The sequence below is a fragment of the Segetibacter sp. 3557_3 genome, from assembly GCF_004354985.1.
Classification (GTDB): Bacteria; Bacteroidota; Bacteroidia; order Chitinophagales; family Chitinophagaceae; genus Segetibacter.
Window position 1 is genome coordinate 169,395 of sequence record NZ_SMSK01000010.1, and the last position, 21,987, is coordinate 191,381.

Below are 21,987 nucleotides of genomic sequence, written 5' to 3' on the forward strand. Positions count from 1 at the left end.
ATGCAGAATTTTTATAAAACGTGGGCAAGTATCGTTTATTCTTTTTGTACAGGGCGCAAAGCTTAATACAAAAGCTACCGAAGCTTTCGGTAGCCTTTTAATCGTTTGCTAAAATCGGTAAGATACCGTACCAATCAACTGTGTTGGAGCGATTGGGTTTACGCTATAGTTTTCATGCAGGTAATAATTGTAAGTATTGGTAACGTTTGCAACCTTTGCCAGCACAGAAACTTTGCTAAAGTTGTAACCAACGGTTAGATCAACGGTTGTGAATGCATCCACCGGAATAAGCCTGTTGTAATTTTGGGCCTGGTCAATCGTGTTGTTCCAGCCACCAAATCGTTTACCGGTATAAAAAATAGAGGCTCCAAGTCTCAGGCCTTTCAAACGGGTTCCCGAAAGCGTATAGAACACACTTGTGTTTGCCGTATGGGCAGGGGTTGTTACCAACCTTTCTCCTTCAACAAAGTTCCCTTTAGCATTTGGTGTTTTGGTATAACGCATAAAGTTGTAGCTATAACCTCCCCTGATATCCATGCCTGCTACCGGATGCGCAGCAAGGTCAACTTCAACACCGTCACTGGTGGTTTCACCGACCAGTGCCCTGATGCCGGTATTTGCATTTGGGGTAACTCCATCTTTCAGGAACGGTGCGGTTTGCGCAAGATTGTTGTTCTTGATGCGGTAAGCGGTCACATTCAACGAGAGTTTGCCTTTGAGCAATTCGTTTTTTATGCCGATCTCGTATTGGTCGATGAGTGATGGATCAAGTGCCTGGCCGTCTATGTCAACACCGCTGTTTACGTTGAAGGCATTCGAATAGCTTGCGAAAACCGAGGTATGCTTACCAGGTTTATAAACCAGTCCAACCCTTGGCGAAAATGCGTTGTCGTATTTAGAAGATCCTTTTGTGGTTACGTTTGTTACGAGGTTTGTACTATCTGGCCGGTCGCTGAATACATATGACCAGCGCATGCCCGCGAGCAGGTTGACTTTAGAGGAAAGTTTTATTAGGTCCTGAACATAGATACCGCCCCTGTTTACCGGAAGTTCGATTTGCCTGATCCGGTTTGTTACGGGTATATCTGAACGTTGTACAAACTTCGACTGATCAAGAATGTTTATCCGGTCGTAGCTACCAGCAGGCAGGCCTGCAACCGCCGGGATGCTAAACGCGTCGTTCGTGGTCAGGTAATGGTCGGCGTCAATACCCGACAGCAGGGTATGTTCAACCCCACCGGTTTTGAACTTGCCGGTAAGGTTAACCTGGCCAACATAATAATTTTCATGGGTAAAAGTTCTTCCCAAAGGCCGTACCCAATCACCGTTTGCAGCGGCCTGAATGCGCTCTGTTGAGAAGTAATCACGCTCATAATTCTGGTACGACAGCGAGGTATTGATCTGCCAGTTAGGGTTGAACTCATGTTTCAAAGTTGCAGTGGCAGTGGTTTGCCGCGTCTTCGCATATTGCCAGGGCGTACCCAGGAAACGCGAACGAGGCAAGTCTGCGATTTTGGTATTGTCTAAAGATCCAATTCCAAAATCCGGGGTAAAATCGTGTCTCAGGTAATCTGCTTCAAGTACCAGTTCGGTTTTATCATTAAGCTTAAACAGCAATGACGGGTTTACATAATACCTCTTCGAACTCACAACATCGCGATAGCTCTTTGCACTTTCGAATGTACCGTTTACCCGGTAAGCAATGTTTTTCGATAAGGGTCCATAAACATCGAAAGAGGGTTTATACAGGTCGTAGCTGCCGGCACGCATAGCCACCTCGCCGCCAAATGTAAACTTAGGTTGCTTGGTTACCATATTTACAACACCACCTGGCGAAACCTGACCATAAAGGATCGCGGCACTACCTTTAAGTACTTCCACGCTCTCGAGTGAGCTCATTTCGGGCATCGCTCCGGAATTGACCCTTGCCCCGTTTTTAAACAGGTTTGAGGAAGAAAAAGCATAACCACGTGCTGAAAAACTCTCCTGGGTGTTCGCCCGGGTAGTAGAAAGGTAAACACCGTTTACGTTTTTAATCACATCGCTAAGCCGCTGTACCTGCTGGTCGCGCATTAATTTTTCGCCGATAATGGTTATGCCCTGTGGCAGATCCATCGGGTCGATGGCAATTTTACCGATTGAAACAGCTTTGCTGTTTAACCCGGTTTGAGTGGTAATCGTAATTTCCGAAAGTTCGTGGTGGTTTTCTACAAGTGTTAGCTCAATATTAGTATTACTGTTTGCAGCTACGGCCACATCTTTTTCCTGCCCTTGTAAGCCAACCATTGAAACGACCAGTACATAATTTCCGGGCTTAACGTTCCGGATCGTAAAATTGCCATGAGCGTCGGTCACAGCATATTTATGGTGCCCCTTAACGGCAATATTAACGTCAGCAGCGGGCTGTCCGTCTGTTGTCAGCACGTGTCCGCGTATTGTTCCTGCATCACCTACAGGTGTTTCATAAGTTGGTGTTTCTCCTATAAATTTTGCAGTTTGTGCATTAGACCCGAGGTAAAAGCAGCTGCAAATACAAAGTGCCAGGTAAAATCTTCCCATTTCTACGATTAATTTTTGCAAATGAATGATTTTGCAATGGTGCAGTGCTGACGAATTGGGAAAAACGCTTTACGCAATCAGGAAAGACTGAGCCCAATTATGTTGAATGTTGAATAATAAAGGTTGAATGGGGCGGATTTTAATTATGAGTGAAGAGTTGAGGGTCGAGTATTATGAGTCAATGCCGTTTAGTTAAGCGACTTGTCAATTGTTTAGCTCAATAATGCCAGCCAGTACAAGTGTGCGACGCAACGATGCTAAATAGCAATCCTGTAGTTGGGTCCAAACAAAGTTGCCTAACTAAACAACATTGAATTATGAGTGGAGAATTGTAAAATACGAGTTATGAGTGGACAACTTTGAGTCGCTAATCTGTCGTCTCTCTCAAAGCATTATTTTTTGGACCCGGCAATTTCACTATTATGGAACATCCTTGCGTCGCACTCTTGTACGGCATAGCGTTGAGGGGCTAACCAACCCAACCCTATGTTCAGCATCCAAAGACCAAAACGATTTGGCTGATATTTCACCCAGGTTAAGGTTCTTACTTTTGATTTTACATTTTTCATTTTACATTTTACTTTCCTTCTTCCACCTTTATCAATCCTTTAGTAAATAATCACTTACATTTGCACCTTCGTTTATACTCTCCCAGCAGACCCGATACTCTTCCACAAAATTTAGTTTCATCTGGTCATTTGATGAGCAGTTCACACCTTCACATGTTGTGGAAGTGTATTTATTTATTTTAATTTTTTTCTTTTGTTGTTCGAAAATCTAAACCTGATTGCGCCAATCTTACGTGCGCTATCTACCGAAGGCTATACCCAACCCACCCCAATCCAGGAGCAATCCATCCCGGTGGTTTTACAAGGCAGGGACCTTTTGGGTTGTGCGCAAACCGGTACCGGTAAAACGGCCGCTTTTGCAATTCCCATTTTACAAATATTACACGAGTCAAAGGCCACTCAACGAGGTCCAAGCCCGATTAAAGCCCTTGTGCTTACCCCAACCCGCGAACTTGCAATACAGATCGACGAAAGTTTTGCAGCCTACGGCAAACACACCGGCTTAAAACACCTTGTTGTTTTTGGTGGTGTTTCGCAGGTGCCCCAGGTACAATCATTACGCTATGGTGTTGATATCCTGATCGCTACCCCTGGTCGTTTACTCGACCTCGTTAACCAGCGTTTTATCACGCTCGACCAGATCAGCATGTTTGTTCTGGATGAAGCTGACCGTATGCTGGACATGGGTTTCATTCACGACGTTAAGCGGATCACCGCGATGTTGCCTAAAAAGCGCCAAACGCTATTCTTTTCGGCAACCATGCCGCCGGAGATTGCCGCCCTGTCAAATACCATTCTTAATAACGCCGTTCGCGTAGAAGTTACCCCGGTTTCTTCTACCGCAGAAAAGGTTGACCAGTCGGTTTACTTTATCAACAAGGAGGATAAGCGTTCGCTGTTACTACACGTGTTGAACAACCAGGACATTAAGAACGCCCTTGTTTTTACACGTACCAAACATGGAGCAGACAAAGTGGTTAAGGACCTGAAGCGGGCAAACATTCATGCTGAAGCCATCCACGGCGACAAATCCCAAACTGCCCGCCAGCGTGCGCTCAGCATGTTTAAAGATGGTTCATTAAGGGTACTGGTTGCTACAGACATTGCTGCCAGGGGGATTGACGTTGATGACCTTACGCACGTAATCAACTACGAAATTCCTAATGTACCGGAAACCTATGTACACCGTATCGGACGTACGGGCCGTGCAGGAAACAGCGGTATTGCTTTATCGTTTTGCAACGACGAAGAGCGCAGTTACCTGAAAGACATTCAGAAGATCATTTCGCGTGCTATACCGGTGGTACACGATCACCCCTATGTTTCGAGCCAGCCTGAACGTGGACACCAGAACAATCATGTTGCACCGCGTAACAACACTCAACGACCGAACAATTTCGGCAGAGACAGGAGACCCCTGGTTACAACAAGAACGGCCCGTAATCATAACGGTTAATTCATACTATTTATACCTTAAAACCCGCACCAGTGCTAAATACAGGTACGGGTTTTTTCATGTTTATGACCCCGGTAAATAGCGCGATGGCGTTGAACGGAGTTGAGCGTCGCCCCCGTCCGAATGGCTTCAGCCGGGCGGGCAATAGGACTCGATTAGGGCTCACCTGCCCGTCACCAAAGAACAGCGCATTTTGTGTTAAAAGAATTCGCCTGGATACAGGGTTGCACTATTTTGGGTTGTTCAGGATTTGATTTGGTCGCAACTCGTCGGGGTTTGCAGTAGAAAAGCTGTTCCAAACGTCTTTTGATGGTGAACGGAAAAGGTCCTTAATGGTTTCAATCTGTACGCTTACACCAGGTTGAAACTTATCGGAAGCGAGATAGTTTTTAATGCTGTAAACAAGCTGTTTTGCTGCCGGATCGCTGGTGCTGTCTGAAAGATTTGCGGTGGAGATCAACAGTTTGCCATTGCCGACCTTCATTTCCATGATCAGCGCCAATTTACGGTTCATAAACCAGGTGTCAATTGGCTGAACAATTGGTGTAATTCCGGCTGGAAAATCCTCAAGGTGCATAACCTGTGCCCGGTTGACCAGTTGCCACCACTGGAGTTCGCTATGATAGGCTGTTGGAAAGTCGTTGAACAACGGATGCTTGTCCTGGGCAACGAAACCTGTTACATGTGGCGGTCGCATCTTAAACCACGACGTGTTCCAAAATACGGGTGTGAATTGCATGCTGATTTCCTTGCCTTTAACCACCTTACCGGCAGCATTCAGGAACACCTTACCACCCCTCGCAAGCACGCTTTCTGCCTCGGAATCCAGGCTGGTACAGTAGAAATAAGCAGAATCCGACTTGCCAGGCACCAGGGTTGCAGACTGAACTGCCGCGGGGTATACCCAAAAGTCCCAGTCGTTTACAACAGTGGTTTTATCAACAGTCACCTCAAGGTTAAGTTTGGAAGGCTTCTTGAACTCCGCCAGTGACAGCCGGACGTCGCCTACCGGCCAATTGTACCCCCGCGCATACGTTTTTGGCTTAAAGACGCCATTAGCCACAAGGTTCCCCGTTGCGTCTTTTATGGTCCAGCTTATACCCGTGTTGGCGAGTGGCGCCTTTCCAAAATGATAAAGCTCAACGGCTGCAGAAAACGTTTCGTCGCTGGTGTAGACAAACTTTTCCATCCTGGTGAGGGGAACCGTTGGATTACAAAACCGGCTCCATTGTTTGGCATTGATGTAAGGCTTTTCATCCCAGAAAGCATCGAGCACGCCAACAAGTGCGGTACCCTGTCCCGGGAAATCCTGCAGACCAAGTAACTGGAACCCACCAAGAGCAGGGGTTCGCAACGCTTTTTCTATCTCGTGTTTGTAACACAATGCCTGCAGTTTACCCGAAGCCATAAGAAACGACTCACTCCTGTCGGCCATACCATGGTCAGCAAGATCCTCGCGGAATAGTTCAAAGTTTTTTGCGCGGTAAACCCCCGTATACTTTTGAATTTCACTGAAGTTTGGAAAAACACACCATTGACCCATTTCGTGGGTTACATAAGGCAGGTTGAAGTTTTCAATTGCCTGGCGATAATCCCCCATATTGTCAGGTCGGCGGTTCCAGGCCAAGCCCCTCGATCCTGATTTGATCATGTATTCGTTTTCGGGTACCAGGGGCCAGCTCATCGCTACAGAAGCACCTGTGTAAATCCGCCGGCTATCTTTTTGCTGCCAAAACTTTATAAAGGCGGCGAGGTATGTTGCCTGGTTGCGACCTGCAGGTTCATTACCTGCCGCTAACATCGTATATGAGCCATAATTGCCATAATGGTCAAACATGCGGTTTGTTTCCTCGTATATATAGGCGTCGATAAACCGGCCATCGCCAAGCGAAGTGCCGTGGTTGGGCCAGGTTGGCCCTTCTGGCTGGAGGTACATGCCCGTGATGTCGGCCGCAATAAAAGCTGCTTCAGGTGGGCACCAGGAGTGAAAACGCATATGATTTAGGCCATGCGCCTTTGCGATTTTATAAATTCTTTCCCACGACTTTACATCCATAGCGGGGTAGCCCGTAAGCGGGAACTCGCAGTTGTTTACCGTTCCCCTGAGCGATGCCACATTGCCATTGATGGTGATTGTTTTGCCCTGAACCCGGATGTCGCGCATGGCGAATTGCAGCTTTTTTTCGTTGCTGCTGCCATTGGCAGTAACGGTTGCTGAAAGCATGTACAGCGCAGGGTTAAACTCATCCCAAAGCAGCACATCCTTACCCATGTCTAACACAGTTTCAAAAAAGGTAGTGTCGTTGGGGCTGGCCGTGTAGTTGATTGATTGAGGTTTAATTGCCTGATGCGGGGTTGTGTTGAAGCTGCTTGCTGACAACACCACCTTGCCAGCAGCTTTGGCTGTACCCAGGTTAACAATGCTGCCTTTGATGGTGGCCGTGCGTTTTGCAACGTTAGGGTAAACCTGTACCTGGTGAAAAAACACTTTAGCGCCCGCTTGCAGCAACATTTTGCCGATGATACCGTTCCAGTTACCCTGGGTATGATCGGTAACGCTGTGTGAGTCGGGCCCCACGTTCATTTGTGTTATGCTGTTGTCGATCCGGATGGTAAGGGTATGCTTTCCGGGTTTGATCATCTTTGTAAGGTCGTAAGTATGCGGGGCGACGAGAGAATATTGTTTGGCCACTTCGACATTGTCGAACCACAATGCGCTTTGAATGTGTACCCGCTCGAGGAACAGCACAACCCTTTTGGTGGACCATGAAGCAGGGATCTCAATGTCTTTCTGGTACCAGGCTACGCCAACATAATGTTTAGCCGGGGTAAGCCAGAAAGGCACTTTGATGTTGCCCGGCTGGCGATATTTAGCCAATGCAGGGCGAAAGAAAAACGAGCTGTCGTAGATGCTGGCGGTCCACTTTGTCTGAAGGGTAATGTCGTCACCCTTATGGTTTTCGGCCATTGAACCTGGTAGTTTTATGGTTTCGGGCAATTGCTTCGAAAACCATTTGTCGTTGACACCCGTATTATTCGGATCTGTAGCGAAGCGCCAGTTGCCGGCAAGCGAAATTTCCTGTGCATTGATTGTTGACATCATCAGAACGATGATAAGACTAAGTGTAAGTCTAGGTGCGTACGGGACTTCTAAGATCTTCATTGAAGTAGCAATGGTGTTAGCTGTTATCGAATAGAAAGCTAAGTTATTTGTAGAAGCGATTACAAATACAAAATCACGCGTGCGATTGAACGATGGTGCGGGGAGAGTCTTAAAATGAAAAATGCAAAATGTAAAATGTAAAAGGGGTGCTTAACCGGAAGACGCATTAGCTAATCCAACTTATTAAGCGGAAATGTAAAATGTGTAAGGGTTCTTACTGGTAGGTTGGAACCGGTACTCCATCAGTCTACAATCCGGAATCCGCAAATGCGAAATCCGCGAATTCGTTAATCCGCAATCCTGTTAGCGCAAAAAAAAAGGGTCCCTCCGTAGAAACGGAGCGACCTCTAACGATTGCTTGCCATATGAAAATCTTCAATATTGTGTAGCTGATAGATTCAGCTGGTGTATCTGTGGTAATTTGTTGAAGGCCTTTGTATTCACCTTTTCAACAACCCAAAAGTAAGATCAAATTCCTTGTTACAACATCAATTATTTGCTAATCACATGATGGCAAACCCTCTCCCGAATCGCTGAAAGGCAGTACCAATGTGTATTCCATACGCACTACTCTATTATCGCCAACCGGAAAATGGTCGAAAAAAAACGCTGATCTTTTTTCAGGAAAACCTAATAGTACATAAAACGCCCGTCTAAGCTGTAGGTCTTTAAGAATCACCAGCATTTTTCGGCCGAACGGGTGATCATATCTGGTAAGCTTGATTATGCGGATCGCAGGCATTTGTTGCGATAATATTAGCTAATGGGGTAAGTCGCGGCGAAGAATATTATACATTATTATTGTTGCTGAAACCAACCCTACACATGCCAGCTTTGCTAAAAGACATTTACGATGATCGCTTTTTTAGCACCCTTTCCCGTTCGCTGGAGTCGGCATTGCCGGGCTTCAGGAAAGACCTCTTTCTCGCCCGGGTACATAATGATGGGTGGGAACAACGGGCACTCAAGGACAGGATGAAGCACATAGCAAACTGCTTAAACCCGTTTCTTAACGGCAACTTTAGGCAACAGGTACCGGTACTGGCAAATATCATAAAAGCATGCCGGGCAAACGGCGCAAAAGAGCAAGCCCTGGAGTATATGTTCTTGCCGGAATACATTGCCCTGTTTGGCATCGAGGATTTTGCATCATCGATGAAAGCGATTGAGTTGGTAACTGCATTTACCAGCTGCGAGTTTGCTATTCGCCCATTTTTGAACCGTTACTTCGATGCTACGATGGAGCAGATGCTGAAATGGTCGACTCATCAAAACCCTTATGTGAGAAGATTTTCGAGTGAAGGCAGCAGGCCGCGTTTACCCTGGGGACTTGCAATAGCCGGGCTGAAAAGAGATCCCACCCCGCTCTTGCCGATACTGGAGAACCTGAAGAATGATCCTTCGGATTACGTTCGTCGAAGCGTGGCAAACAACCTAAACGATATTGCAAAAGACCATCCGGAGCTCGTTGTTGAGCTTGCCGCGCGTTGGAAAGGGACAAGTAAATAAACGGATTGGATCATCAGGCATGGCAGCAGAACCCTGTTGCGGAAAGCAAACCCGGGATCCCTAACGATGTGGGGACTTTCACATACGCCTAAGTGTGCTGTCAACAAGTTAGTCCTCAAACCAAAGCTCGTTACTATTGGCGATGCGCTTGAATTTTCATTTAACCTATCGGTTGAAGAAGAAGAACCGGTAAAGCTTCGAATTGAATACGCAATTGATTACCTGAAAGCAAACAACAAACACAGCCGTAAGCTCTTTCGGATAACCGAACATATCTACAAGGCAAACCAGGTCTGCCAGTTCAGAAGAAAACAATCCTTTCGCGATCTTACTACCCGTAAGCATTACCCCGGATCACATACCTTATCAATCATAATCAACGGTATTGAAATGGCCAGCGCCGGCTTTACTGTGGTAACAGATAAGGCCAAAAAAGCATAATTGCCGCAATCCCCCTGGATCAGAAAAATAGCAAGGGGTTAGTAGTTTTAGAATTCACCGATTGATCCGGTGTGTTTAGTTGGTAAAACCTCGGTCGGCTTACTGTAACTTTTGAACCCCGTTCTTTGCAGGGTGCGTCACTGAACAGAATTGGTAAGACACTAGTAATCGGAATATTCTGTCGGCCGTAAAAATTTGATCTCCGACCTGGAAACATTGTGTTGGTATTCGGGCATAGCAGAAAGCTTCTTCCATTGCTCGTCTGCCGAAAAAGACTTCCAGTGGGCGTCACGGTCTGCCCTGTTTTCAAAGCTGGTCATGTACATGAGGTTGGGCATACGACTACCGGCAATCACTTCCGCATAAAATACCGGGTTGAAATCGAGACGGCTGAAGATGTCAATTTCTCCACCTTGATTAAACATCTGAACTTTGTTACGGTAAAAGCGTTCCGTTGCCCCTTCGTAACTCCGCAGCTCATATACCCTTTCCGAACGTGGTCCTGTTAACTTCGGAAGCTTCATCGCCGGTGCCAACGAAAATGCCCTTAGCACCATGTTTTCCATGCGGCTAAAGGGCGGTTTGCGGTAGCTGGTGTCGAAACTTTGTGTTGAACTGGTAAACGCCGCATCTTTTTGAAGCCGGTCGCCCAGGGAAAATAACTGGTCGGCTTTCTTGAATGGGGCGATTACGTAGATTAATTTGTCGACCGCGGTATCGTTTGCAATAGGCTTAAATACACCAACATGTGCACTGCCCAGGCGATGGAGCGCCGGCAGATAAGCGTCTTTCAGATAATTGTCAAGCTGCCGCTCCTGTTCGCCCGAAGTAAAGTGATAAACGGTAACCTGGTAAAATTCCGGTGATTTTTTCTTTGCACTCACATCAGCTGGGTTCACCATGAAACTCAACAGGAGTAACAACAAATAGGTAGCGTTTTTCATATGAAAGCGTATAAGCGTTTAAGCCTAAAAATAGTATTTGTTCGAATATGAAATGCAAGACGATCCAGAAATCTCCTTTTTGGTGCTGTTGTACTCTAATGCTTAGCGGCAACCTTGTTGCCAGTATTGCGTTTGATAAGAATGCCGTTGCCGAGGTTTCAGGTGATGGGAGAAAGCCCAAGAGAGGATATTGAAATGGCGGATTTTGAAAATGCCATCAGACTACCTGCGATCGCTTATAAGTGATTTGTATGATTTGCGCAAGCCAGAACCGTACAAACCAAAGCTCCCCTTACACATGCATGCAAGGCTTAGCTTCGATGAAATTGTCATAACTTATGCCAATGAACGAGCTTGTATGAACACACCATTACCGATGGAACAGCCAGCTATATGTCCATGTTTTCAAATAAGTCTTTTTTCAACATAAATTTCTCCAGCAAATTAAATTGATTACTTGCCCGGTCATAATTATGCCGGTCGTATTTACAACCATAATATTGATCGTTTTCAAGGTAGTCGCTTAAAAACCTAAGGGCTTGCATATAAATCATAAAACATCCTGCATAAAAAAAATGTTTCTTTTCTGTTTGTGTCAGCACGCTTTGCATTTCGACACAGTAACCTTCAACAATTGCACGATATATATCTTCCCTGATAACAATTTTATCCAGGTTTGTTTCTTCCTCATTTGCAGGTGAAAGATAAGTCCTCATCATATCACCAACATCACTGATAAAATAACCCGGCATAATTGTATCCAGGTCAATTACGCAAATACCCTTTTCATGTTCATCAAATAAAACATTGCTGATCTTGGTGTCGTGGTGCATTACCCTAAGCTTAAACTCCCTGTTTAATTTCAAAGTCTCAAATTGACTTACGATACCATCGTGATTGGATAATGACTCAATTAATTCTTCGGCAAATTTTACCCGGACTTGATTGCCACCAGCAATTGCCTGCAAAAATTGTCCATGCCTGAATTTTAGGTCATGAAACGACGCAATTGTTGGCTTCAACAATTGTTCGTCAAAGCCATTTAAACACCGTGTAAACCGGCCAAATTGCCTTGCTGCTTCGTAAGCCTGTTGCGGTGATTGTACCACATCAATAGTATGTGAACCATGTACAAAAGGAAACAACCTGAAGTAGCCTTCCACCTCATCATAAACCATTTGTTTACCATCCAAAGTTGCAAGCGGGCCCGGGAATAGATATCCCGGATGCGTTTGCCCTAAAAACGCACTTACGAGGCTGATATTCTCAGCGATGTCGTCTGGATTTTTAAAAACAGCATTATTGATCTTTTGCAAAATATACGCCTGTTCCGAATCTGCTATTTTCCATGTATGGTTAATCAATCCACTTCCAAAAGGACAGATAGCCAATTTCCGGGGGTCCAGTCCATAACGGCGTACAATATTTTCCAACATGTATCGAATTTAGTAACAAGTAGAAATAAATCATTCCATAATAATTCAACATTTATTTTTTACTGGAAAATTCCGCAGGGTAAAAGGCTATATTAATTACTAAAAAAATGATGAAAATAGAGATTCGGTTACCCCCACCATCAACCATTATCCCGGCACAAATATGCAAACTAGCCGTTTCATTTTGGCGATTCTGAAAAATGACCAACCATTGAGAATATCATATTTTTTTTTATTTTAAGGAAAAACCCCCATTTGGCTGCATTTATTTCTCAACATTTTATGATGAAAAAAGTGATAACAAAATTTTTGCGACGATAATCAAACTCCCTAACTTCAAATTTCGGTTGCTTCTTTTCCTATTCCTTTATTCATATAAAACGTACCATGAGAAAAAATCTAGTATTCTTTCTCCTGTGCTGTTGTGTCATTTCCCAAACCTGGGCTCAAATGAAAACAGTAACAGGAGCAGTAACCTCGCACACCGACCAGTCTCCCCTACCGAATGTTTCGGTTAAACTACAAGGCTCCAATTCAGGTACTCAAACAGATGAACGAGGTAATTTCACCATAGCCGCACCAGCTAATGGCACGCTCATCTTCTCCCATTTGGGTTACCAGCAAACGGCTGTTAAGGTTGGCGCAAACGAACGGCTATCGGTTGTTATGACCGAGGAAAACAAGAGCCTCGCGGAAGTTGTTGTTACTTCGTTCGGCATTAAAAAGGATCGCAAAACGCTTGGCTATGGGGTAAGCCAGGTGACTGCCGAAGAAGTTCGACGGGCACCGACACCCGACATCACGAATGCACTAACCGGCAAGATTGCAGGGGTGCAGGTTTCGGGCACAGGAGGTGGATTCTCCAGCTCAAATATTATCATTCGTGGTTTCTCCACCTTTACCGGAAGTAACCAACCACTAATGGTTGTAGATGGTGTTCCGATTGACAATTCCGGCGGTAACAACAGTGTAAACAGCGGTGTGGCAAACTCCAACCGGGCGTCCGATATCAACCCCGAAGACATCGAAACCATCAATGTACTCAAAGGTGCCGCTGCTACGGTTTTATATGGCTCGCGCGCAGCCTCGGGAGCGATACTCATTACCACCAAACGCGGGAAAAACGGCACGAAAAACCAGGTAACTTTTAGCTCCAATTACGGGGTCGGCACAATGAACCTTTTTCCTGAACTTCAAAACGAATACGCCCAGGGTGATCGTGGGGTATACCGCAACAACGTAGCGGGTTCCTGGGGTCCGCGTATCCAGGGACAAACGGTAAACAATTGGTTTGGCCAACAGGAAGCTTTAGCAGCATACCCCAATAACGTCAAGGACATTCTACAGCAAGCCATCAGCAATCAAAACGACATCAGCTTCTCAGGTGCCACAGATAAGTATAATTACCGCATGTCTTACGGCAATGCTTATGAAACAGGTCTTGTTCCCGGTAATGTACTTCGGAAAAATAACCTCACCTTAAATGCGGGTACAGCTATTACGCCAAAGCTAAGGGTGAATACCTTTCTTTCGTTTGTAAGTAATATCTCCGACAGAACCCAGGCAGGTAACCAGGGCTCAAACCCGATCTGGAGAGGGATTTACACCCCACGATCTTATGACCTTACCAACCTGCCTTTTGAAGATCCAAACGGCGGCCAGCTTTGGTTTACCGCAGAGGATCACCCCTACTGGGCAATCAATCATGTGAAGTATCACCAGGAGGTTAACCGGTTTTTTGGAAACGTAAACCTGAACTATGCTTTTGCCCCATGGCTACAGGCCGACCTTAAAATTGGCGGCGATATCATCAGCGCTAATGCACAGGGCTTCGACGACAAAAACATCCGCGGTAACGGCAATACCAACTCCGCTGGCAAGGGCGGTTTATCCGACAACCAGGACCTTACGCGCAACATCAACAGTTATTTTACGCTCACGGCAAATAAACGATTCAGCAGCGACTGGTACTTTTCTGCAACAGTTGGAAACGAAGTGATCAGCAACTTCGCCCGTTCGCTAAATGCTACCGGCCTCGAAATCGTTGTTCCCGGATTTGATAACCTGAAGAATTTTGTTACCTATACCAATTCGGACAGTTACACGAAGTACCGCACAGTGGGTGTATTCGGCGACTTCGTTGCAGAGTTCAGGAATTACCTGACCTTGAACCTGAAGGCGCGAAACGATTTTCCCTCCACGTTAATGGAGGGCCGGAGGTCAATCTTTTATCCGGCATTAGCGATCAGCTATTTGCCAACAGAAATGTTTCCAGCACTAAAAGGCAACTTTCTTACTTCAGCAAAAATTCGCGCGAATGTTGGCGAGGTAGGAAAAGGCGCGCAGCCCTACCGTACAGATACTTACTATGGTCGCGCAAGTGCCGGCGATGGTTTTGGGTCCACAGGGGTTAGCTTTCCTTTTAACGGGCTCGCAGCATATACTTACAACAACTCTGCAGGTAATCCATTATTAACCCCGGAGTTTACCAGGGAAATAGAACTTGGTACCGAATTGGCTTTGTTCAACAACCGCCTGAGGATTGACGGATCGGTTTACCAGCGCATCACCAGGAGCCTCATTTTTAATGTTCCCGTTCCCGCTTCTTCAGGCTTCACCTCGGTTAACACCAATGCCGGTAAACTTTCTACCAAAGGGCTTGAGCTATTGATTACCGGAACACCCATACAAAACCAAAACTTCAGCTGGGAGTCGGCAATTACGTTTACCACTTTTAAATCTATGGTTAAAGAACTTGCACCCGGAGTTCAGGCGATTAGTTTAGGCGGATTTACATCACCCAACGTTCAGCTGATGCCTAACGAGGAATACGGGCAGATCTATTCTACCTTCTACCGCCGCGATGAGAATGGCAGTATGATCATCGGCACGAATGGTCTTCCGCTGGTTGCCGGTGGTGTTAAAAAAATCGGTAATCCCAATCCCAGGTTTACCATGGGCTTCACCAATACGTTTACCTATAAGTCCTTCAGCCTTTCCTTTTTGCTGGATGGGCGCTACAAGGGCGACTTACTTTCGCGCACCGTTGGCGACCTTAGGATCAACGGGGTTGCAAAAGAAACTGCTGAATACCCACGTTATAATGCAGATGGTTCCGAAAACAAACCCTACCTGTTTGATGGTGTTCTCGAAAATAAAACCCCGAACAACGTATATGTCAGTGCCCAGGATTATTGGAGCACAAGGGGAAAATATGTTGCCTGGGAAGGCTATGTGCTGGATGCCTCATTCATAAAACTTCGCGAAGCAACCATTACTTACAATGTTCCAAAAGCGCTACTGGCCAGAACAAAGTTCATCAGCGGTTTACAACTATCCGTTTATGGTCGTAACCTCCTGACCTATGCACCCAATTTTCCACACCTCGATCCCGAACAAAACTTGTTGGGCGTAAGCAATTCAAGGGGTATCGAATTTGGTATTCAACCCGTCTCGCGGATCATTGGCGGCAGCTTACGGATCAACTTTTAATCACAACTTAAACAGGTAAGATGAAAAAACACAACATAAAATATATTGCTATTGCATGCCTGCTTTTTGCCAATGTTTCCTGCAAGAAGTTCCTTGATGTAAACAAGGATCCGAATAATATTATAGATGTTCCGATCTCCCAATTATTGCCCTCGGCTAGCGTTAACATTGGCTATACCGGCGCGAGTGACCTGTTCAGGTACACCACCCTCATCATGCAGCAATTTAGTGCGCAGGGGCCGGTGAGTTCGTCTAATACCATGCGTGAATACGAACGCTACAACATCAACGGTTCCGACATCAACAACCAATGGAACACCATCTTTGGTACAGTAGTGAGCGACCTTGAGTTGATGATCACTAAAGCAACCGAGACAGGCAGCCCGCACTATGCCGGTGTAGGTAAACTATTAAAGGCATACGTTTACCAGGTTTCGGTTGATGCATGGGGCGATATACCCTATGCCGAAGCTTCAAAATTTAATGCAGGGCTATACCCGAAATTCGACGACGATGCTGCCATATACCCCGATCTGCTGAAGTTGATCGACGCGGCTATTACCGATATTGATGCCACTGCTTCAAAGCTTGATCCCAATGTAAACACCACCATTTACCCGAATGCTACATGGGCGGCTGCAAAGGAGCAATGGCTCAGGTTTGCCAGCACACTAAAGCTTCGCATATACCTCCACTACAGCAAAAAAGATCCTGCATTTGCGCGCCAAAACATCACTGCTTTAACAGCGGGCAGTGCAGTATTTATGCAGTCGAACAGCGACAACTTTCAGATGATGTACCTGGGCGAATCGCAACGGCAGAATCCAACGGCAAGCATTGAAGGTGGCCAGTTCAGGAACCAGTTGTTCCCGCACCGCACCATTGTAGATATGATGAATGCAAAAGCGGACCCGCGCAGGTCGTCGTATTTTGTCCCTTTCCCGTACAACTCAACACCCCCGATGTACAAAGGATCCAGCATACTCGATCCCGTCGCATCATCTGCCTACTCGCGTTTACACACTTATCTCAAAGGCACAGCCACTGTAAACCAGGCTTTGATTAATCCTGATGGCTCCCTTAAAGATGGTGCAATCACATATGCAGGTAACGCCCCGGCAAGAATGCTCACCTATGCCGAATACAACTTTATGCGGGCTGAAGCCGCCCTTATTTATGCCGCCGCAGGCAATGCCCAAACCTTTTTCCAGGAAGGCATCCGTGCATCCATGCGCGACGCTGGGGTTGCACAGGCAAATATCGACGCCTATATCGCAGCAAACGGTACGCTCACCGGCACCAGCGAACAACGCCTTGAGCAAATCATTAATGAAAAGTATATTGCAAACTTTGGCGTGATGGTCGAGCCCTGGACAGACTGGCGGAGAACGGGCTACCCGGTATTACAAGCCGTTAAAAAGCCGCTGGGCATTTATGATGAATTACCAAGGTCGCTGCCCTATGGGCTAAACGAAACCACCAGCAACCCGAATGCGCCGGTAAAGGCCGACCTATTGCAGCGGGTGTTTTGGGACGAGTGAGCAGAAGAAAAATTTAGAAGTAAAAAGTAAAAATCGGTTCATTGTTGAAGTTTCAAAACAAAGAAGGCCGCCTACAGGAGTGAACGGGAGCTAAGCATTCGAAGAACAATTATGAAATGGCATTTAGCAAAAATCTTTTTGGACCCGGCACAAGTACTACTATGAAACATCCTTGCGTCGCCCGCCCGGCCAGCCATTCGGACGGGCACTCTTGTACGGCATAGCAACATTGAGCAATCCGATTAAAGAGTCGGCTTAACTAACAAACATCGGATGAACATGATCATTACATAATTTCTATGTACCAATGCGGGTTTTATTGAACATGTTGCCTAATGACTTTGCACCCTTACAACTGTTGCACTGCCGTCTGAACCGGAACATTTGAGCTTGCAGCGTTGCAGGACTCCCAGGCCCATAAAACCCTGGCTAAACAACCATTCAGCCAACAACCCTGCTGCTGTTTAAGGTGGGTAGATTTATTGCAGGAAAGCCGTTGAATGGGGAGTTGCCGTACAAGCGAGCGTGGCAACGGTGTACCACAAAAAACGAATGCTGGTCACCAAAAAAAAACAAAATGTTTCGCAAAAATTATAATTAAATCAGGGAACGAAAATATTCCAATATTAAAAGCATGATGAAAAAGAACAAATTATTTGCGCTGGCTCTACTTGGCTCAGCATCAGTGTATGGCCAGGCACATCTGCAGGCAGGCAGTACAGAAAGCAGGATGGAAGGATTGAAGAAACGCACGGCACTTGAACAATCTTCGTTGATTAAAAATATAAAGTTCAGGAATGTAGGGCCTACCGTGATGAGTGGTCGTGTAGTTGACATTGATGTAAACCCGGCCAATTCGATCGAGTTTTACGTGGCCTATGCCACAGGTGGCTTATGGTATACCAACAACAACGGGCAATCATTTACGCCGGTCTCGGATACGCTTGACCACCTGTTTATGGGCGACATTGCCGTAGACTGGAAATCAAACACGATTTACCTGGGTACGGGCGAAAGCAATGCGAGTCGTTCTACCTATGCCGGCACAGGGGTTTACAAATCGACAGATGGCGGCAAAACATGGCAATACCTTGGGTTACCTGATAGTCACCACATCGGCAAGGTAATTATCAGTCCGAAGGACCCCAACACCGTTTGGGTTGCTGCTATAGGTCACTTGTATTCGCCGAATAAAGAACGGGGCATTTTCAAAACCACCGACGGCGGTAAAACCTGGGCTAAAACTTTATACATCGACGATAAAACCGGCGGTATCGATCTCGACATTGATCCGGAAAATCCCAATAATGTATATGCTGCAATGTGGTACCGTACACGTACACCCTGGAACTTCGAAGAAGGCGGACCAAGCTCAGGAATCTACAAAAGTACGGATGGTGGCACCAAATGGTCGCTGATCAGCGGGGCTGGCTCCGGTTTTCCAACCGGCAAAGCAGGTGGCCGGATCGGGCTGTCTGTATCAGTACAAAATCCGCAGTTGATTTTTGCAGTACTGGACAACAACGACAATCGTCCATCCAAAAAAGACACGTCCGGCAAATACAGCCTGCTCGAATTCAGGAAAGCAACAAAAGAAGATTTCGCCAAACTCGACGAGAAAAAACTTGATGAGTTCCTTAAAGAAAACCGGTTTCCTGAAGACATAAATGCAAAAAGCCTGAAGGCACAGGTGGCGGAGGGAAAATTGAAACCCACTGTTGTTGCAGACTACCTGAAAAACGGCAACACCGACATGTTGGTTAACGAGGTAAAAGGGGCCGAAGTTTATAAGAGCTCAGATGGTGGTAAAAGCTGGACCAAAACACACAACAACTTTATCGACGCGTTTAGTTCTTATGGCTATTACATGAGCGAGATATGGGTTTCACCAAAAGATTCGAATAAGGTCGTGATCACCGGTGTGCCGTTATCATTGTCGACCGATGGGGGCAAAACATTTAAAAACATCGGTGGCAATGGGGTACACAGCGATCATCACGTAGTTTGGTTTGATCCGCAGAACGACAACCATATGATCAATGGAAATGATGGTGGAATAAACATCACCTATGATCTTGGTAAAAACTGGATCAAAGCCAACTCAGCTTCAGTAGGACAATTCTATTCGGTGGCAGTTGATGATGCAAGGCCCTACAATGTTTACGGAGGTTTGCAGGACAATGGGGTTTGGTACGGACCTTCTACAAATGTTGAAAACACCGCATGGTATGCAACTGGTGAATACCCTTATAAAAACATTGGTGGTGGAGATGGGATGATGGTGCAGGTGGATACGCGCAATAATGCAACCTACTATGCAGGATCGCAGTTTGGCATGTATAGCCGGTCGTCGAAAGATCGCACCGCTCCTTCCTTGCCGATCCATCCGATGCACAAAGTAGGAGAAGTACCGCTGCGGTATAATTGGGAAACCCCAATACTGCTATCGAGATTTAACCAGGATATCCTTTACATGGGTTCAAATAAATTTCACCGTTCGTTAAACAAGGGTGAAACAATGGAAACGCTTTCGGGTGATCTTACAAAGGGGTATAAAGAAGGCGATGTACCTTTTGGAACTACCACCTGGATCGCTGAGTCGCCATTGAAATTCGGGTTGCTTTATGTTGGTACCGACGACGGTTTGATCCATCTTTCGAGAAATGGCGGTTACGACTGGACAACGATTTCCGACAAACTTCCGCAGGACCTTTGGGTTTCGTGTATAACCCCTTCTGCATTCAAGGATGGCCGTGTGTACGCATCCTTAAACGGCTACCGTTTCGACAATTTCAGTCCTTACCTTTTTGTAAGCGAAGATTTCGGCGGAACCTGGAAAGCGATCAACGGCAACCTTCCACCAGAGCCCATTAATAGTGTGAAAGAGGATCCCAAAAATGAAAACATCCTTTATGTAGGTACCGACGGCGGTCTTTATATGTCGATGGATAAGGGCCTTTCGTATATGCCATTTGGCGGAAACCTGCCACGTGTACCAGTGCACGATATTGCCATCCAGCAACGCGAAAACGACATCGTGTTGGGTACACACGGGCGCTCAATCTATATCGCTAACCTGGATGCAATACAAAAGCTCACCCCTGCATTGGTTGCAAAAAATGCAGAGGTTTTCGACATTAAAGAAGTAACAGCTTCGGCTGGCACAGGCAGGGGCTTTGGACGTGGATCTGCAAGACCTTCTGCAAGCATTGCTTACTATGTTAAGTCAGGTGGTCCCGCAACGATTCGCATCAAAAACACGAAAGGCGAGGTGCTGAACACCTTTACCCCTGCGACAGAAGCAGGCTTAAATGTTTTTGATTATGACCTTTCCATTAAGCAGTCAAATAATGTTGAAGCAGGGCTGGCGAGCACTTTAACCCCCGGAACCTATACTGTAGAAGTTGAAGCCGGTGGAACGACGACAAGCAAACCCCTTGTTGTTAAAAGTGCAGCGGCAAGGGACAGAAATGGCGGAGGAGCGCCAGGCGAAAGTGAGGAGAACGAAATAAAATAGATGTAAAAGGTTTGGCAGTAACGATTAATACCAACGCCCCGGAACGAGCTTCCGGGGCGTTGGTATTGATAGGAAACATTACGGCTTTGGTGCCAACCTGTGAGCATAATATTGTATATTAAATTGGGCCAGGCAGATGTAGTTCCTTGACCAGGTCGTCGAGGTTGAGCATAGATTTTTGCAGTGTGTTTTCCACCTTACCCTTTTTGAAGAGATTAAATAACAGTTGAGCGGGTATGTTCCGTTGTAAGTAAAAGTCAATCGTAAGGCTGGTGATGCTTTCTCCCTTTTTTTCAAGCGTGTACAACATGGTATGCCCTTCCTTTTCGAATGTATCGCTAAAGACAATTTTTTCGGGGCTGTAGGAATAGCTACTCGAATAAATGTCGATATGCCCGTCTTCCATAACGCAGCGACATCGCATACCAATTCTTGGTAACAGATGATCAACTTCTTCCACCTCCTTTACCCCTTCCTGCCACTTGTTGCGAAAGTTAAAATCTCCTGTTGCATGAAAAAGTGTGATGATGTCGGTTTGATATTCCCTTGAGAGGCTCAATGCTCTTACTTTGTCTGAGAGGTACAATTGTGGAAGCGGTTCAGGGTCGATCTGCTTTTTCAGTTCGCTTAATTGCGTAAAATAAAAGCCGATTTCACCACTTTCAACCGGCCGGGTACTGCTGTTCCATTCCATCCACTCCGTGAACGTGGCGGGACTTGCATCAGCCAGCAAAGATTTCGTCACCAGCCAGTACTCATGTTTATCGATATCGTTTTTCAATAGTTGGTGTGCTACAATGATATCGCGACCGATGAGTTTATTAAACGTTTTTACATTGTATTCGGTGAATTCGCCGTAATGGGTGATTACCTTAAGTGTGAGCTGAATGGCCGCCAGGCAGGCCTGGCATTGACAAAACTTCCTTTGATCGTAGGCTACCAGGTGCCTGTGAAACTCACAGAACATGCGTTCAACCTGCTTGTATATCTCGCCTAATTCAGGAGAAGCGCCAAACTTGTAAAACAATATGGCATCTCCCTCGATCTCTGAAATCTGAAGGTCCATTTGGTTGGCATTGATCAGGGTTTCCAACATCTCCTGTATGATCATCCTGCTGTGATCAATTTCGGTTTCGCTGACAAACCTGGTAAAGCCGCTGATGTCCGGAATAAAAATCAGCCCCTTGGTTTCCATTTTTCCTTTAAAGTTACTTTTTACGGTAACCTTTTGGAAAATTTCAACCCGGAATAGCACGACGAATTGTTTGAAGCTAAACTATACCACTGTCTTTTTGCAGGAAGACCAGGCCGGAGAATAGGTGTCTTCCTAACTACGAAGGACGTTTTATTTCCCCTGCTC

Annotated in this window: 12 protein-coding genes; 6 read left to right on the top strand and 6 right to left on the bottom strand. The window is 46.0% G+C overall.

The genetic code is table 11. From position 1 onward, the window contains the following. Positions 1–108: 108 nt before the first annotated feature. Both EXU57_RS15630 and EXU57_RS25165 read right to left on the bottom strand, forming a co-directional pair. Positions 109–2,580 (bottom strand): TonB-dependent receptor, encoded by a 2,472-nt coding sequence (locus EXU57_RS15630; protein WP_243745616.1) that lies wholly within the window; start codon positions 2,578–2,580, stop codon positions 109–111. Between the two features lie 371 nt (positions 2,581–2,951). Next, positions 2,952–3,128 (bottom strand): hypothetical protein, encoded by a 177-nt coding sequence (locus tag EXU57_RS25165; RefSeq protein ID WP_165958167.1) that lies wholly within the window; start codon positions 3,126–3,128, stop codon positions 2,952–2,954. 193 nt (positions 3,129–3,321) lie between these two features. On the opposite strand from EXU57_RS25165, the gene EXU57_RS15635 reads away from it, so the two are divergent. Beyond that, on the top strand, positions 3,322–4,584 hold the full coding sequence (locus EXU57_RS15635; protein ID WP_133269164.1) for a DEAD/DEAH box helicase: 1,263 nt from the start codon (positions 3,322–3,324) through the stop codon (positions 4,582–4,584). A gap of 229 nt (positions 4,585–4,813) precedes the next feature. Here the strand turns inward: EXU57_RS15635 and EXU57_RS15640 are convergent, their stop codons facing one another. Beyond that, positions 4,814–7,747, bottom strand: a complete 2,934-nt coding sequence (locus EXU57_RS15640; RefSeq protein WP_133269165.1) for a sugar-binding domain-containing protein — start codon at positions 7,745–7,747, stop codon at positions 4,814–4,816. 825 nt (positions 7,748–8,572) lie between these two features. On the opposite strand from EXU57_RS15640, the gene EXU57_RS15645 reads away from it, so the two are divergent. Both EXU57_RS15645 and EXU57_RS15650 read left to right on the top strand, forming a co-directional pair. Then, complete coding sequence (locus EXU57_RS15645; protein WP_133269166.1) at positions 8,573–9,256, top strand: DNA alkylation repair protein; 684 nt, start codon at positions 8,573–8,575, stop codon at positions 9,254–9,256. Between the two features lie 66 nt (positions 9,257–9,322). Continuing rightward, the gene (locus EXU57_RS15650; RefSeq protein WP_133269167.1) at positions 9,323–9,697 is read left to right on the top strand and encodes a hypothetical protein; all 375 of its coding nucleotides are present in this window, start codon (positions 9,323–9,325) and stop codon (positions 9,695–9,697) included. A 161-nt stretch (positions 9,698–9,858) separates the two neighbouring features. Here the strand turns inward: EXU57_RS15650 and EXU57_RS15655 are convergent, their stop codons facing one another. Both EXU57_RS15655 and EXU57_RS15660 read right to left on the bottom strand, forming a co-directional pair. Next, a complete protein-coding gene (locus EXU57_RS15655; protein WP_133269168.1) occupies positions 9,859–10,641 on the bottom strand; it encodes an NIPSNAP family protein in 783 nt (260 codons plus the stop codon). A 389-nt stretch (positions 10,642–11,030) separates the two neighbouring features. After that, positions 11,031–12,077 carry a phosphotransferase enzyme family protein gene (locus tag EXU57_RS15660; protein ID WP_133269169.1) on the bottom strand — a complete coding sequence of 349 codons (1,047 nt, stop codon included), beginning with the start codon at positions 12,075–12,077 and terminating at the stop codon, positions 11,031–11,033. Between the two features lie 450 nt (positions 12,078–12,527). Between EXU57_RS15660 and EXU57_RS15665 the strand changes: the two genes are divergently transcribed. The 3 genes from EXU57_RS15665 to EXU57_RS15675 all read left to right on the top strand — a co-directional run bounded on the left by EXU57_RS15665 (position 12,528) and on the right by EXU57_RS15675 (position 20,627). Beyond that, positions 12,528–15,569, top strand: a complete 3,042-nt coding sequence (locus EXU57_RS15665) for a SusC/RagA family TonB-linked outer membrane protein (protein WP_165958168.1) — start codon at positions 12,528–12,530, stop codon at positions 15,567–15,569. Between the two features lie 20 nt (positions 15,570–15,589). Continuing rightward, on the top strand, positions 15,590–17,110 hold the full coding sequence (locus tag EXU57_RS15670) for a SusD/RagB family nutrient-binding outer membrane lipoprotein (protein ID WP_133269171.1): 1,521 nt from the start codon (positions 15,590–15,592) through the stop codon (positions 17,108–17,110). A 634-nt stretch (positions 17,111–17,744) separates the two neighbouring features. Beyond that, complete coding sequence (locus EXU57_RS15675) at positions 17,745–20,627, top strand: VPS10 domain-containing protein (RefSeq protein WP_133269172.1); 2,883 nt, start codon at positions 17,745–17,747, stop codon at positions 20,625–20,627. Between the two features lie 118 nt (positions 20,628–20,745). Here the strand turns inward: EXU57_RS15675 and EXU57_RS15680 are convergent, their stop codons facing one another. Then, positions 20,746–21,822 (bottom strand): DUF2652 domain-containing protein, encoded by a 1,077-nt coding sequence (locus EXU57_RS15680; RefSeq protein ID WP_133269173.1) that lies wholly within the window; start codon positions 21,820–21,822, stop codon positions 20,746–20,748. Positions 21,823–21,987 lie beyond the last annotated feature (165 nt).